Annotated in this window: 18 protein-coding genes; 6 read left to right on the top strand and 12 right to left on the bottom strand. The window is 51.7% G+C overall.

Annotated features, from left to right (window positions below; all coding sequences use genetic code 11):
• Positions 1–7 precede the first annotated feature (7 nt).
• The 4 genes from ccpA to KNP86_RS04465 form a co-directional block, all read right to left on the bottom strand.
• A complete protein-coding gene (ccpA, locus tag KNP86_RS04480) occupies positions 8–1021 on the bottom strand; it encodes a catabolite control protein A (protein ID WP_034778263.1) in 1014 nt (337 codons plus the stop codon).
• A 126-nt stretch (positions 1022–1147) separates the two neighbouring features.
• Entirely contained in the window at positions 1148–2239 is a 1092-nt protein-coding gene (locus KNP86_RS04475; RefSeq protein WP_034778264.1) for a bifunctional 3-deoxy-7-phosphoheptulonate synthase/chorismate mutase, read from the bottom strand.
• Positions 2240–2377: 138 nt separating this feature from the next.
• Positions 2378–3088 (bottom strand): YtxH domain-containing protein, encoded by a 711-nt coding sequence (locus tag KNP86_RS04470; protein WP_034778265.1) that lies wholly within the window; start codon positions 3086–3088, stop codon positions 2378–2380.
• A 22-nt stretch (positions 3089–3110) separates the two neighbouring features.
• Positions 3111–3635, bottom strand: a complete 525-nt coding sequence (locus KNP86_RS04465; RefSeq protein ID WP_034778266.1) for a DUF948 domain-containing protein — start codon at positions 3633–3635, stop codon at positions 3111–3113.
• A 172-nt stretch (positions 3636–3807) separates the two neighbouring features.
• Here KNP86_RS04465 and KNP86_RS04460 point away from each other — a divergent pair, with 172 nt between their 5' ends.
• Positions 3808–4920, top strand: a complete 1113-nt coding sequence (locus KNP86_RS04460) for an aminopeptidase (protein WP_034778267.1) — start codon at positions 3808–3810, stop codon at positions 4918–4920.
• Between the two features lie 39 nt (positions 4921–4959).
• On the opposite strand, the gene KNP86_RS04455 is transcribed toward KNP86_RS04460, so the two are convergent.
• From KNP86_RS04455 to KNP86_RS04430, 6 genes are all read right to left on the bottom strand, one after another.
• Positions 4960–5415 carry a Dps family protein gene (locus KNP86_RS04455; RefSeq protein WP_251130426.1) on the bottom strand — a complete coding sequence of 152 codons (456 nt, stop codon included), beginning with the start codon at positions 5413–5415 and terminating at the stop codon, positions 4960–4962.
• 98 nt (positions 5416–5513) lie between these two features.
• Positions 5514–6821 (bottom strand): UDP-N-acetylmuramate--L-alanine ligase, encoded by a 1308-nt coding sequence (murC, locus tag KNP86_RS04450; protein ID WP_034778269.1) that lies wholly within the window; start codon positions 6819–6821, stop codon positions 5514–5516.
• An 88-nt stretch (positions 6822–6909) separates the two neighbouring features.
• Positions 6910–7860, bottom strand: a complete 951-nt coding sequence (locus KNP86_RS04445; RefSeq protein WP_034778271.1) for a hypothetical protein — start codon at positions 7858–7860, stop codon at positions 6910–6912.
• Between the two features lie 53 nt (positions 7861–7913).
• Positions 7914–8534: a YtpR family tRNA-binding protein gene (ytpR, locus tag KNP86_RS04440; RefSeq protein WP_034778273.1), complete on the bottom strand. Its 621-nt coding sequence runs from the start codon at positions 8532–8534 to the stop codon at positions 7914–7916.
• A gap of 48 nt (positions 8535–8582) precedes the next feature.
• Positions 8583–9374, bottom strand: a complete 792-nt coding sequence (locus tag KNP86_RS04435) for a DUF1444 family protein (protein WP_034778276.1) — start codon at positions 9372–9374, stop codon at positions 8583–8585.
• A gap of 5 nt (positions 9375–9379) precedes the next feature.
• A complete protein-coding gene (locus tag KNP86_RS04430; protein WP_034778277.1) occupies positions 9380–9691 on the bottom strand; it encodes a thioredoxin family protein in 312 nt (103 codons plus the stop codon).
• A gap of 114 nt (positions 9692–9805) precedes the next feature.
• Between KNP86_RS04430 and KNP86_RS04425 the strand changes: the two genes are divergently transcribed.
• On the top strand, positions 9806–10138 hold the full coding sequence (locus KNP86_RS04425) for a hypothetical protein (RefSeq protein WP_084592832.1): 333 nt from the start codon (positions 9806–9808) through the stop codon (positions 10136–10138).
• Positions 10139–10188: 50 nt separating this feature from the next.
• Here the strand turns inward: KNP86_RS04425 and KNP86_RS04420 are convergent, their stop codons facing one another.
• Together KNP86_RS04420 and KNP86_RS04415 are read right to left on the bottom strand one after the other, a co-directional pair.
• Positions 10189–11205: a PTS sugar transporter subunit IIC gene (locus KNP86_RS04420; protein WP_034778278.1), complete on the bottom strand. Its 1017-nt coding sequence runs from the start codon at positions 11203–11205 to the stop codon at positions 10189–10191.
• Positions 11206–11330: 125 nt separating this feature from the next.
• Positions 11331–12404: a M42 family metallopeptidase gene (locus KNP86_RS04415; RefSeq protein ID WP_034778279.1), complete on the bottom strand. Its 1074-nt coding sequence runs from the start codon at positions 12402–12404 to the stop codon at positions 11331–11333.
• A 136-nt stretch (positions 12405–12540) separates the two neighbouring features.
• On the opposite strand from KNP86_RS04415, the gene KNP86_RS04410 reads away from it, so the two are divergent.
• From KNP86_RS04410 to dhaM, 4 genes are all read left to right on the top strand, one after another.
• Positions 12541–12843, top strand: coding sequence for a PepSY domain-containing protein (locus KNP86_RS04410; RefSeq protein WP_021065576.1), 303 nt, complete (start codon positions 12541–12543; stop codon positions 12841–12843).
• 104 nt (positions 12844–12947) lie between these two features.
• Positions 12948–13925 carry a dihydroxyacetone kinase subunit DhaK gene (gene dhaK / locus KNP86_RS04405; RefSeq protein ID WP_034778280.1) on the top strand — a complete coding sequence of 326 codons (978 nt, stop codon included), beginning with the start codon at positions 12948–12950 and terminating at the stop codon, positions 13923–13925.
• Positions 13926–13949: 24 nt separating this feature from the next.
• Positions 13950–14540, top strand: a complete 591-nt coding sequence (gene dhaL / locus KNP86_RS04400) for a dihydroxyacetone kinase subunit DhaL (RefSeq protein WP_034778286.1) — start codon at positions 13950–13952, stop codon at positions 14538–14540.
• The gene (dhaM, locus tag KNP86_RS04395; RefSeq protein ID WP_285800834.1) at positions 14533–14901 is read left to right on the top strand and encodes a dihydroxyacetone kinase phosphoryl donor subunit DhaM; all 369 of its coding nucleotides are present in this window, start codon (positions 14533–14535) and stop codon (positions 14899–14901) included. The genes dhaL and dhaM overlap by 8 nt, the downstream gene beginning before the upstream one ends.
• The last annotated feature ends 3 nt before the right edge of the window (positions 14902–14904 follow it).

Raw genomic sequence — 14904 nt, 5'->3', positions numbered from 1 at the left:
ATTTTTTTCAGTCTTGACGTACCGAATCACGACGTTCGATGCGGTGAGGCAAGACGACGTTTTTCTCTTCGATTTCTTCGGCGTTCAAGATTTTCGTCAAGAGACGCATGGCAACGGCACCGATGTCATACATCGGTTGGACAACCGTCGTCAATTTCGGACGAATCATCGTCGCGAGACGCGTGTTATCATGGCCGACGACTTCAAAATCGTTCGGGACCGAGAAACCGGCGTCTTGAATCGCGTGAATGACACCGAGTGCCATCTCATCCGTACCGGCGAAAATCGCTTTCGGGCAATCGTCACGTTCGAGCATCTTCTGCATCGCCTCAAGGCCTGATGCGTACGTGTAATTCCCGAGGACGACGTCACTCTCACGGAACGGGAGTCCGGCGTCGTCAAGGGCACGGCGGTAACCAGAGAATTTCTTCTCGCCATTGATTTGTTGCTCGAGTGGCCCTGTGATGAAGCCAACTTGTTTGTGGCCGTGGCCAATCAACATTTCGGTCGCATCGTACGCTGCCTGCTCGTAATCGATGTTGACCGCCGGAAGGTCATATCCTTGGTTGAGCGTCGCCGCAAGGACGATTGGCACCGGCGACTTCTTGAACTCGTTGACGAGATCTTCGTGCAGACGTCCACCCATGAAGATGATGCCGTCGACTTGTTTGCCGAGCAACGTGTTTAACAAATGGATTTCTTTGTCACGGTTCGAGTCCGAGTTCCCGAGAATGATGTTGTACTTGTACATCGTCGCCACGTCTTCAATCCCACGCGCGAGGTCTGCGAAGAAGATGTTCGAGATATCTGGGACGATGACGCCGACCGTCGTCGTCTTCTTGCTGGCGAGTCCGCGGGCAACGGCGTTCGGACGATAACCAAGACGGTCGATGGCGTCCTGGACTTTCTTACGGGTCGTCGGTTTGACGTTCGGGTTTCCGTTGACGACGCGTGAGACGGTTGCCATCGACACCCCGGCTTCTCGTGCGACATCATAGATGGTTACATTATTACTATTCATTAAAACTCCTCCTACAAGCAATGATTTTCAAACGATTTTCAAAAAACGTGTCAAAAAAGGAAGACAGGTATCTGTCATCATTTTACCCTGTCTTCACGCTATATAAAACGTTTCCAATTGGAAAGCTTACTTTTTCACCAAATCAAGTTGAGGGAACTGGGCCGTAAGCCCGTCCACGAATTGATCGAATTGGTCGAAATCGAGTTGTTGCTGGGCATCCGACAAGGCAATCGCCGGATTCGGGTGCACTTCGACCATGACGCCATCGGCTCCGACCGCAAGCGCCGCCTTGGCCGCCGGCAGTAACAAATCACGTCGTCCCGTCGAATGGGTGACATCGACCATGACCGGTAAATGCGTCTCTTGCTTCAAAATCGGTACCGCCGTAATATCGAGCGTGTTGCGTGTCGCCCGCTCATACGTCCGAATCCCGCGTTCGCACAAGATGACTTGGCTATTTCCGCTCGCCATGATGTACTCCGCCGCATAGATGAACTCCTCGATTGTCGCCGCGAGACCGCGTTTCAACAAGACCGGTTTTGAGGTCTTCCCGACTTCTTTCAACAAATCGAAGTTTTGCATGTTACGCGCGCCGACTTGGATGATGTCCACATAAGGGAGGGCCGACTCGACCGCACCTGGTGTCATGATCTCCGAGATGACCCGCAAGTCGTGGCGATCCGCTGCTTGTTTCAACAGCTGCAATCCATCAAACCCAAGTCCTTGGAAATCATATGGGGAGGTTCGAGGTTTATACGCCCCGCCGCGCAAGATTTTGACACCAGACAACGCTAACTTTTCAGCGACGGCATTCACTTGTTCGAATGATTCGACCGCACACGGTCCCGCAATCAATTGCGGACGTCCGTTCCCAATCGTGACATCGTCGAGCGTGACAATCGTATCTTCGGCTTGACGCTTACGCGAGACGAGCAACGTCTTATCACGGTCTTCTCCTTGAAGCTCGGCCGAGGCTTTGAACATCTCTTTGAACAAGTGCTGCAAGCGAGCCGTCTCGAAAGGACCAGGATTCGATGCCGCAATAAAGTCTAACATTTCTCGTTCCCGGACCGGGTCGTACCGTTCGACGCCTTGCAGACGTTTCACTTTACCGATCTCGACAGCGAGCGTGCCGCGGCGGCTGAGCAAGTCGAGCATCTCACGATTCAACTCATCCATCTCGCGACGTAAACGATTCAATTGATCTTGTGGACTCATAAATACCCTCTCATTTCTAAGCCGTTCTTTCCAGAAACCTAATTATATCGAACTTTAACCGCTTTGTCATAGGGAAATGGGCTAGCGACACAAAATCAACAAAAAAAAAGCGTCCGGATGGTCCGGACGCTCAATGCATCACTTGTTGCCGTTTTTAAGATCGTTTTTCAAGTCCTTTAATTCTTGTTTCGACTCATCGTCGAGCAAGTCTTTTACAGGGGCCTCAAAATCCGATTCATAGTCTTCTGACTGATCACGGCTGCTTGATGCTTCTTGTTTGTTCGCTGCCGATTTGTTTGTGTTTGCTTTGTTCGCGTTCGGCTTGCTTTCTGATGACTTCGGTTTATCAGATGAGGCATCCGTTTTGGCGTCTGCTTTCGATGAATCGTTTGAGTCGTTCGATTTTTTTGTTTCGCTCGACTGATCTTCTGAAGCGCGGTCGAGTTGTTCTTTCACTTCAGCTTCTGCCTCGGCTACGAGTTGATCGGCTTTCTCCATCGCTTCTTCGATTGACAACTCGTCTTCGTCGACTTGTTGCTTCAATTCGGCTGCTTCACGGGCCTTGTCTTTGACGAGGTTCAAGACAGGCGCTGCTTTATCGCTCGCCACTTTGATCCATTCGCCGACGACCGGCTCTGCTTTCTCGCGTACTTCTTTCGATTTGACCGTCAATCGCTCACGCGACGTCGCCGTCTTCTCGTCTAAATACGTACGCACTTCACGACCACTCTTCGGTGATGTGAGGAGGGCCACGGCCGCGCCGATTACGCCGCCAAGAACGACACCTGCCAAAAATCCACCGCTCGGTTGTTGTTCGTTGTTATATGTTTTGTTCTTGTCGTATGTCATCGTTACTTCCTCCTTGTGATGGTTATGATTTGATTGTATCGTCTGTCGCAATCAAGCCTGGTGAGACCGTTGTCGGTTCTTGTTCTTGTTTCCGGTCTCGACGTCCGCGACGACGTGATGGTCGTTCGTCAGAAGAGGTCTCTGTTTTATTTTTCTTAAATAGTTCTACAGCGACAGATCCCCATCGTACCGCTTGGGCAATCTGTTCTTTATTTTCGTCTGCTGCCACGTGAACAGAAGAAGAAACCGTTCGTACCGACTCCGTCACTTCGTTAAGCGACGTGCCGAGCTCATCAAGCGCGTGAGCCACTGGTGCGAGCAATTCTGTTTTCTCTTCGACGTTATCTACAAGACGGTTCGTCTTATGTAAGAGCGCCGTCACTTCCATTGTGATTCCGTCTAATTGACGTTCTAAGTTTTCAGTCGTGTTGGCGACGCTGCCGAGTGTCCGATTGACGTTCGACAAGACACGTGCCAAGAAAAATACGAGTACGACAAATGCGAGTGCCGCGATGAGCCCTGCAATGCCTCCTAATGTGATTTCCATGCATCCATTCCTCCTGTTCGATAATGTGGTGTTTTCATTATAGCACCATTATGACTGAAAAGATTTGTCACAACCGTTTTCGCCATCCGGTCTGATTATTCCTTTACCCGTTTTTATGTTTTCGATTACACTAAAATAGAAATAAATTTAAAAAAGTTAAAGGAGTGGACGTATGAGAGATCCAAGAATCACGCAACTCGCCGACGGATTGATCAATTATTCGGTCGAATTGAAGCCAGGGGAACGCGTTCTAATCGAAAATTTTGGTGTCGAGGAGTCGCTCGTCGAAGCGCTTGTCGAGAAGGCGTACGAAGCCGGGGGGCATCCGTTCGTCTTGTTGAAAGAGAGCCGTATTTTGCGTAAGCTCTACAGCGGAGCAAGCCGAGAGCAACTTGAGCTCATGGCCGACATCGAGCGCAAACAAATGCAGGCCATGGACGCCTATATCGGACTTCGGGCCGGTGACAACATTAACGAGTTATCAGACGTTCCGGCCGAGCAACAAAAACTCGTCGGGGCCACCATCGGTAAAATGCATACCGAGGACCGCGTCAAAGGAACGAAATGGGTCGTGCTGCGTTACCCGTCCCCATCGATGGCGCAACTCGCCGGCAAATCGACCGAGGCGTTTGAGGACTTCTACTTCAACGTCTGTACGCTCGATTACGGCAAGATGGACCGGGCCATGGACGCACTCGTCACGCTCATGAACGAGACCGACCGTGTCACGATCAAAGGGCCAGGAACGGACCTCAGCTTCTCGATCAAAGATATCCCGGCCATCAAGTGTTCCGGTCAGATGAACATTCCGGACGGTGAAGTGTTCACAGCGCCGGTCAAAGACTCGATCAACGGCGTCATCACGTATAACACGCCATCTCCATATCATGGCTTCACCTTCGAGAACGTGTCGTTGACGTTCCAAGACGGAAAAATCGTCAACGCGACGGCGAATGACACCGACCGAATCAATGACGTGTTCAATACGGATGAAGGCGCACGCTACGTCGGCGAATTCGCCATCGGCGTCAACCCGTACATCCAACACCCGATGAAAGATATCTTGTTCGATGAAAAAATTGACGGTAGTTTCCACTTCACACCAGGCCAGGCATATGACGACGCCTATAACGGGAACGACTCTTCAATCCACTGGGATCTCGTCAACATCCAACGTCCTGATTATGGCGGCGGCGAGATTTGGTTCGATGACGTATTGATTCGCAAGGACGGACGCTTTGTCGTCGACTCGCTCTTGCCACTCAATCCAGAAAATTTGAAATAACAAAAAACAAGCGTGCCGCAATCGGCACGCTTGTTTTCATTATAGCTTCGTCTTTTTGCCGAGCGCTGCCGACATCATCCAAATCTCTTTCTCGAGTCGCTCGATATGAGAGACGAACGTGTCTTCGATGGCTTCGTCCCCGTCTTCGAAGTTTTCCATCGCGTCTTGCATCTCTTGACGGATCTGTTTGAAGTCACTGATCACGTCCTTGATCATTTGATCGGTATCCGCATGGCGATCCCCTTCTTGCAACGTCGAATGTTCGAGATATTCTTTCATCGTCGCATACGGTTCGCCGTCATTCATCAAGAGCCGCTCCGCCACGTCATCGTACAGTTCAGCGACGAGGTTATACAGTTCCTCCAACTTTTCATGGTACGTGAAGAAGTGAGGTCCGCTAATGTACCAGTGGTAGTTATGCAGTTTGACGAATAAGAGGCCATAGTTGGCCACCTCTTTGTTCAATGTGCTCAATGCGCCTTGGCTTGCCATCATTAACATCTCCTTTTCCAAATTCAGTCGCTAATACTATTACCGTCTTGACTTGATGTTAAACACAAAAAAGCGAACGGCTTAAGCCATTCGCTCTCGATTCACGCTTCGAGTTGGACGTGATTCTCGTATTCACGTTGGTACGTTTGAATGTCTCCGGCTCCCATGAACAGGAGAACCGCGTCTTTATGTTGACTTAAGACACTGACCCCGCCCCGCTTCAAGACGTTCGCGCCTTCGATACGCGATTGCAAGTCTTCGATCGTGACGGTACCTTCTTGTTCGCGAGCCGAACCGAAGATGTCACACAAGTACACCGCGTCCGCTTCGGCTAATGCCGCAGCAAAATCATCCATGAATGACTTCAGGCGTGTATACGTGTGTGGTTGGAAGATGGCTACAACTTCACGGCCGGCGTATTTTTTACGTGCCGCTTCGACTGTCGCGCTGATTTCCCGTGGATGGTGGGCATAATCATCCACTAACACTTGGTTTCCGAGCGTCGATTCGCTGAAACGACGTTTCACGCCGTTAAACGTCTCGAGGCGGTCTTTAACCAATTCTTTCGGTAAGTTCTCATAGTCACACGTCGCGATGACGGCAAGGGCATTCAAGACGCTGTGGTTGCCATATCCCGGAATGCGGAACGTCCCATAGAAGTCGTCACGCAAGTAGACGTCAAACGTTGTTCCGTTGTCCGTCGAGTTCACGTTCTCGGCACGGAAGTCGTTATGGGCACCGAAACCGTAATAGACGATTGGCACGTTTGCTTGAATGTGTTGCAGGTTCTCATCATCGCCACAAGCGATGATGCCTTTTTTCACTTGCTTCGCCATCTCTTGGAACGCATCGATGACGTCATCGAGACCCGAGAAATAATCCGAGTGATCGAAGTCGATGTTCGTCATGATAGCGTAGTCTGGACGGTAGTATAAGAAGTGACGCTTGTACTCACATGCTTCGAAGACAAAGTTCTTCGAGTCTTCGACCCCTTCTCCTGTGCCATCGCCAATCAAGAACGACGTCGGCTCGATGCCGCGCATGACGTGAGCCAACAAACCTGTCGTCGATGTCTTACCATGAGATCCCGTAATGGCGACACTCGTGTAGTGGTCGGCCAATTCGCCGAGAAACTCATAGTATTTGTATATCGTCAATCCGAGCTCGCGCGCTCGAACGACTTCAGGGTGATCGTCAGCGAAGGCGTTGCCCTGTACGACGATTTGCCCTTCGGTAATATTTTCAGGATCAAACGGAAGGATTTCAATTCCTTTGCGATTCAATGCTTCTTCAGTAAAAAATGCTTTGTCAACGTCCGAACCTCGGACCTCATTGTTCATGTCATTTAAAATTTGAGCTAAAGGACTCATGCCCGTTCCTTTAATTCCGACGAAGTGATAACGGTTCATCTGTAAATAGCCCCCCTAATTCATTGCGGTCTGTTGAAAAAATGCGACAAACCTTTGTCATTATAGCAAAACTCCAGGAGTCATGCTATTACAGATTATTGTTTTTTTTCGCCAAACGACGACTCTTATACATCGCCATCCGGTCTTGCGGTGTCATCATGACATTGAGCGGAGGGCCTTCCGCTTTATACGAGACGCTCATCGCAGGCGTCAACTCTTCTTCGTCAGGCACTTCAATCGGTTCGTCAGTCTGTAATGTTTTCGCAACATCTTCGACAACCGGGGCCACCGTCTCAACCGGCGCATCGAGCGAAACGTCCTCTTCGGTCACGTCTTGCTTTTCTTCCCGGACGGCAATCTTCGATGATTTCAAATCGGTCGAACCCATGAACACAGAGGCGAACCCGCTCTCTACAATCGAGACTTCCCCGAGGAGCGGTTTAGTATCTTGTTCAGCTGTCTCGTCTTCAGAGACGAACGGGCTTTCCTCAATCGTTTCCGTGGAAATAATCGTCTCTTCGCTTGGCGTATCCGCGTGCTCGGGCACCATTTCCTCAAGCGTCTCCGCTGATGGCGATTCGTCCGCTGCGACATCGAGGTCAGGCTGTGACGTCGGCGCATCATCGACGGTCGGCACGGATTTGTCTACTGAATCAACCACGGGTTCATCCACTGATTCCATCACGGATTCGTCTACTGACTCCACCACCGGTTCATCTACGGAATCAATTACCGGTTCGTTCTTAGGCTCAGGCTCTACGATTGACGGCACCGCTTCTGACACTTCCTCTACCGGGACGGCCACTCGCTTTGCTTGGCGGATCGCTGAATCGTCACGCGTCTCCGGAGAATGTTCAGTCGGCAGAATGATTTTCGGTTTCGGTCGGGCGTATCCATAAATCGGAGATGGCACATCCGACGGTACAAATTCATCCTTCGGCTCGGGCTTCGGTGCAGGCGCACCTTTCTTCCCTTCCTGGGATAGTTCGCGTCGAATTCGGTCTGCTTGTTGTTTTAATGAACGTTCATATGCATCCATACTTGATTCCTCGCTTTTTCACTCAATCCTATTTAGCAAAAAATCGGTCGAATTTAGCGACCGATTTCAAATGCTTTCCCTACTTCATATTCGTCATCCAATACGAGAATTCCTTTTTCTTGCGGTGCATCAGGTAAGTTCAATTCTCGCGCTGAACAAATCATCCCGTGTGAACTTTCACCTCGTAACTTCGATGGACGAATGATTAAACCAGACGGCATGACCGCTCCCGGTTTCGCGATGACGACTTTTTGGCCGGCCGCGACGTTTGGTGCGCCGCAGACAATCTGGACATCACCTTGATCGGTCTCAACTTGACAGATCGACAATTTGTCCGCATCCGGGTGCTTCTCAGCTTCTTTGACGTAGCCAACGACAAATTTCGGGGTGAAGTCCACGCCCGAAAGCTCGGCTTCGATATTTTGTTTACGCAAGATGACACCGAGCGTCTCAATCAACTCGGCCGTCAACTCGACCGGCCCGTGCCAGTCGCTGACGTCAAAATAATTACTGGCATTGAAGATGTTATAGCCATTGACTTTTCCCGTCGTCGATTTGACGATGGCGACATCATCTTTCCGTTCAACGACTTGGTGGTGGCGATCGCCTTCTCTTAACAAGACCATGAGGACATCGCCGATTCCTTCACGGTTATAAAAAGCATTGATTTGCATACGTAAAAACGCCCCTTCTTTCAAACTAGACACAAATAGTTTAGCAGATTATGCGTCCGTTGGTGGGTTCTTTTTTCCGACAATGAAAATTGGTTCGAGAACGCCGTCCTCATAATGGAAAGAAAGAGCCGTCACCGGAATCCGCCCATTCGTGAAAAAGTCGAACATGAGCTGTTGCATCGCATCATAACCTTGATCGTTGCGGATGTCCGCGATGATCATCACGTCCTGATGCGGTACCCCGACGAGCATATCGCCTTCGATACGGCGCTCCATGACCCGCAAAAACTCATCATTTAAAATCCGTGACGCTTCATACCCGTCCCGAGCAGCCAGAAAATAGAACGTATTCCCGGCCACGGTATCTTCTTTTAAATCGGTCGGCAACTTCTTGACGTTGTCCCGTGCCAATTCGTCAAGACGCGTCAAAGGCATCCCGCCCAAATGCCGCTCTTCGATCAAGCGATAGCCGTTGCCCAAATCGAGTGCATAAAAGACAGCCGTCTCAGCTGTATGTGGCGTCATCGCGAGTGCTTCCCCACGCTTCGTCTCCGTCGAGAACGAGGCCGAACGGATGACGGGATAAATGTTGGCTTCATTGCCAGCGAGTGTGACCGCATCGTCGGCCGAGAGCGCTGTCTTGATGTAGTCGACGACCTCTTCAATGGCGACTTCTCCCCGGACTTTCGCTTTCGCTACGAGCGGGGCGAGACGGATGTTGACGCCGAACCGGTCCGTGGACCGCTCGATGCGCAACACCTCGTTCTCACGGTCATACGAGGTCCGGTACCCTTCCGTAAACCGGCTTTCGAGATGGCGACGTAATTCATTCCGTTCCATCTAGCTCACCCTAACCCATGAAGGAAGGCTTCGACTTGCTCAGGCGTCTTCCGTTCGCGTCCGACATAGCGGTCGACTTCTTGTCCGCCGTTGAAGGCGACAAAGCTCGGAATCCCAAAAATGTCGAGCTCTTGCGCGAGCTCCATCCAGTCGTCACGATCGACGTAGTAAAACGTCCAATCTTCGAATTTCGCTTCGATGTCTGGCATGAACGGATCGAGGAAACGGCAATCGCCACACCATGTCGCTGAAAACATCAAGATGCTCTTCCCTTGTTTTGCTTCTGTATACTCGTTCATCGTTGTCAATTGTTTCATGTTCACCACTCCTGTTCTTTTTTCCCCATTCATGATAGCATAAGTCCGTTGTCACATTCCGCTCTCATGTTTTATGATCATCGGGAGCGAAGACTACGTGAAAAAGGTGAAGTCATGACAAAATGGACACGTGAACAGTTGAATCCAGAAATGAAACATCCTCTCGAGCAACTCGTCGGCGTCATCGGCATGCTGGCGATTCTGCGCTACGGTTACTTGTTCATCGATACGGACAAGACGCGAGGCGAGATTTTAGTATGGCTCGTCGTCGGGTTCGCCGTGATTTACATACTCGAACGGGTCGGCAAGCGTCTTGTGCGCAGGCTGCCCATCATTCGAAAACGGTTTTTACTCCCCGTCTATGTCGTCTTGCTCGTCTTATTCTTGGCGAGCTTCCGCGTCCCTCGTGAAACCGTCGAGACCGTCCGAAATCTTTTCGGTTGGTGAACGAAAGAGAGCGTCCCGCTTATTCGCCGGGACGCTCTCTTTCATGTCGCTCAATATTCGATTTTCATATCGTTCGGCCGGATCCGATTCATCCGGACCAACACTTGATAGACCGCATAACTGAGCACTGCCGGACCGACAATCAAAAAGCCGAAGACGACGATGAACATGTGCCAACTGAAGCCCATCGTCTCGAGCATGACAATCGGACCGACGAGTCCGCTCGTCCCCATCCCGGCACCAGCCGCGACGCTCTCGAGCTCGAACAACAGAATCGCGATTGGGGCGAGCACCGCCCCCGCTATCGTCGGCGGCAACAAGATCCAAGGATTCTTCACGATATTGCCGACTTGAAGCATCGAAGTACCAATCCCTTGGGCGATCGCACCGCCGATGCCATTGTCCCGATAACTCGTGATCGCAAAGCCAACCATCTGGGCGGCGCAGCCGACCGTCGCCGCGCCTGCCGCGATGCCGCTCAAGCCGAGCATGAGCGCGATGGCCGCACTCGAGATCGGTGCCGTGAGCGCGAGTCCCATCAGTGTCGCGACGACGACGCCCATGAACAAAGGCTGTTGTTCCGTGCCCCACTCGATCCACGTCCCGAGCTGCGTCATGAACAAGCCGACATACTTACCGATATAGGTTGCAGCCAAATAACCGACGCCAATGGTCGTGAACGGTGTGACCAAAATATCAAGTTTCGTCGATTTCGAGACGAGTTTGGATACCTCGACAGCGAGCAACGTCGCCACATAACTGCCGGCTGGCCCGAACTCGTAACCGAACGCCCCGACGACGAGCGCCGAGAACAGGATGAGCGGCGGTGCTTGAAGCGCATAGGCGATTGCAATCCCGATGGCCGGACCGGTCAAGCCGATGGCCACATCACCAATCTCGATGAGCGTCGACCCGAAACCGGTCAGACTCGTTTCGAGCAATTGCCCACCCGCCGTCTTCATGATCAAGCCGATGATGAGCGTACTGAATAAGCCGAGTGCCATATAACTGAGTGCCGTCACAAAATAAAGCGACGGACTGAGCGTGATCCCTTTTTTCTTAAACATGGAAATCCCTCTTTCCTGTCTTGTCAGTCGTAAAGTTTCTGTCTTCACACTTTTATCAGTATAAGCGTTTCTCGGGAAATTTCAATATAAAAAACGCCACTACACGAGTGACGTTCTCCCTACCTTTAGCGTGAAGCTCGAAGCGTCTCCATCGTCGAACGATCGAGGCGTTTGACGAGCGCCTTGAGTAGCGCTTTCGCCGCATCATAGTCGTCCGTATGCAGAATCGAGGCGTGTGTATGGATGTAACGCGCCGCGACACCGATCACGGCCGTTGGGACCCCTTCCCCGCTCATATGGATGCGGCCTGCGTCCGTTCCACCTGGCGAGACGAAGTACTGCGTTTTGATGTTTTCATCAGACGCCGTGTCGAGTAAGAAGTCACGCATCTCTGGAGACATGACCATGACCCGGTCAAGGATTCGGATGAGCGCCCCTTCCCCGAGTTGGCCGAACTCCGTCTTATTGCCAGACGCATCGTTGGCCGGTGACGCGTCGAGGACGAGCGCGACGTCCGGACGAATCATTTCGGCTGCCGTTTGCGCTCCACGGAGTCCGACTTCTTCTTGGACAGTCGCACCCGAGAACAAGATGTTCGGATGATCGGCTTTTGTCGTCTCTTCGAGCAACTCGACCGCCAGACCAACCCCATAACGGTTATCCCATGCTTTGGCCATAATCTTTTTCGGGTGTTTGAGCGGCGTGAAGTCGCTTGTCGGCACAGCCGGAAGACCCGGACGGACACCCCATGACTCGGCTTCTTCTTTCGTGTCGGCGCCGATGTCGATAAACATCTGTTTCATGTCCATCGGTTTACTCATTGCGTCCGGTCCGAGCAGGTGCGGAGGTGTCGATGCGACGACGCCCGGAATCAATCCATCGTTCGTCACGATATCAAATCGTTGCGCCATGAGCACTTGGCTCCACCATCCACCGAGCGGCTGTATGTATAGCATCCCGTTTTCTGTGATCCGGGTGACCATGAACGCGACTTCGTCCATATGTCCAGCGACCATGATGCGTGGTCCCGCCTCGTCCCCGACCCGTTTCCCAAAGATTGAGCCGATACCGTCCGTCATGACTTCATCGACATGCGGTGTGATTCGGTCACGAACAAACTGACGAACCTCTGATTCGAATCCAGGTGCGCCCGGAAGTTCTGTCAACGTCTTGAATAAGTCTCTCGTTTTTTGTTCCATTTCCATCCATCCCTTCAACCGTTCTTGTTTCATTATATACAGAACTTTTCGGCAGATGCGAATGGTTTTCGTTCCAATGGGGTACAGGTTTTGGTACGATGTACATGATAGCCATAGTTCAAGGGGAGGTAGTCATATGAAGAAAAGGTATTGGTTAGTTGGGATCGGGGTTGCCATCGCGGCCGCACTTATGACGAAAAAAGTGTTAGATGAACGAAGCTTATCGGCCGAGGACGCGCTCGAGTACACGAAACGGGCATTCTCAGCCAAAGGTCACGTTCAAGGCGCATGGATCTCGGCATCACCTGAGATTTACACGTATGACGGACGTGAGTATGACGTCTTTAAAGGCGGCATCTCGGTTCTCGAGAACGACGAAGAGAAGACGTACCAATTTACAGTCGATTCAGAGACTGGCGCTTTACTTGAATATGCATGATGTGGGGTCGGCGATGACATTCGCCGACTTTTTTTGTTTAATCTGGGCGAAAGAGTGGAAAATTGAATATGGTACTTTTCAAACTCAAAAAGGAGTGATCCCACGTGAAGAAACTGATCGGTGAAGCAAACGAGCTCGTGTCACAAATGGTCGAAGGAATGGTCCATGCCCATCCTGAACTGTACGGTCGTGTGGAAGGTTTCAACGTCATCTGTCGTGCTGACGGGGCCAAGTCCGGAAAAGTCGGACTCGTCTCGGGTGGAGGCAGCGGTCATGAACCGGCCCACGCTGGTTATGTAGGTGACGGGATGCTCGATGCCGCTGTATGCGGTGAAGTGTTCACGTCCCCGACCCCGGACATGGTGCTCGAAGGCATCAAAGCGGCCGATGGAGGAAACGGGGTATTACTCGTCGTCAAAAACTATGCCGGTGACGTCATGAACTTCGAGCTCGCCGCCGAACTTGCGGACGCCGAAGGAATTAAAGTCGACCACGTCGTCGTCGCAGACGATGTCGCCATCTCGAACAAGGAAGATCGCCGCGGTGTTGCCGGTACCGTGTTTGTGCATAAGATCGCCGGTGCGGCCGCAGCGAGCGGGAAATCACTTTCCGAAGTGAAAGCGCTTGCGGAGAAGGTCGCGGCAAACGTTCGCTCGATGGGTATGGCTGTCGAACCTTGTTACATGCCGGTAAGCGGCAAGCCAGGTTTTGATTTGAATGAAGAAGAGATGGAAATCGGCATCGGCATTCACGGGGAGCGCGGCGTCGAACGGAAGCCGACGACGAACGTCGATGCCATCGTGGATGACCTGCTCGACCACTTGAAAAAAGAAGTGAGTCCTGGCGAAGTTGCCGTTATGGTCAACGGTATGGGCGGTACGCCCTTGTCTGAATTGTACGTGACCTATCACTTTGTCGCGAAAAAATTAGAGGATGCCGGCTACACGTTGAAACGGAAATACGTCGGCAACTATATGACATCCCTCGAGATGCACGGGTTCTCGATCACGCTCTTGCCGCTCGACGAAGAAATGACGGGCTATCTCGATGCACCGTCGGCGGCACTCGGTTTCAAACTCTAATCTAATGAATGAGGTGTTTATGCAATGTTGACGATTGATGGGTTTAAGCAAGCATTACGACACGCCCAATCCGAGATTGAGGCGAACAAGGATACACTGACCGACCTCGACCGCGCCATCGGCGACGGAGACCACGGCATCAATATGTCGCGCGGCTTTGAAGCGGTCGTCGCCGTACTCGATGACGACTATGCCAGCCTTGGCGACTTGAGCAAGAAAGTCGGGATGACGCTCATGTCGAAAGTCGGCGGCGCAGCCGGTCCACTATACGGGTCGGCATTCGTCAAGGCTGCACCTAAGTTTGGTGACGTGACCGAAGCCGATTTCACGCTCGTTAAAGAAGCGCTTCTTGAGGCGTCGACAGCGATCAAGGCGCGCGGGAAGTCAGAAGTTGGCCAGAAGACAATGGTCGATGTGTGGGAACCGTTCTTGTCTGACTTGAGCGAGGGTGACGATTTTGATGCCAAACTCGACCGCCTCGTCGGTGAGACCGAAGATATGATCGCCACGAAAGGACGGGCATCTTATTTCGGTGAAAACTCACGCGGTACGGTCGACCCTGGCGCACTCTCGAGTTCCATCGTGTTGAAAGCGATTATGAAGGAGGTTGAGTGACATCGTAGAGCTCATCATCGTATCCCATAGCGCTAAAATCGCTGAAGGGATTCAAGACTTGATGAAAGAGATGGCCCCCGCCGTTCCGATCCATTTAGCGAGCGGGCTTGAGGACGGCAGCATCGGGACAGATGTGACCCGTATCCTCGAGGCAATCGAGGCCGTCGACAAAGAAGCGCTCATCTTATCCGATATCGGTTCGGCCACGATGAACGCAGAACTCGCTGTCGATATGTATGAAGGCGATAAAACGATTCAGTTCTATGACGGTCCGATCGTCGAGGGTGCCTTCGTCGCTTCCGTCTCATCCGGTAACGGCATGGATGTCGCTCAAATCGTCGAACAATTGAAAATGGCATAAAAA

It is taken from the genome of Exiguobacterium sp. s16, assembly GCF_018618115.1.
GTDB classification, from domain to species: Bacteria; Bacillota; Bacilli; order Exiguobacteriales; family Exiguobacteriaceae; genus Exiguobacterium; species Exiguobacterium mexicanum_A.
The sequence above is the reverse complement of the archived record's forward strand: the minus strand, read 5'-3'. Positions and strand labels throughout refer to the sequence as shown.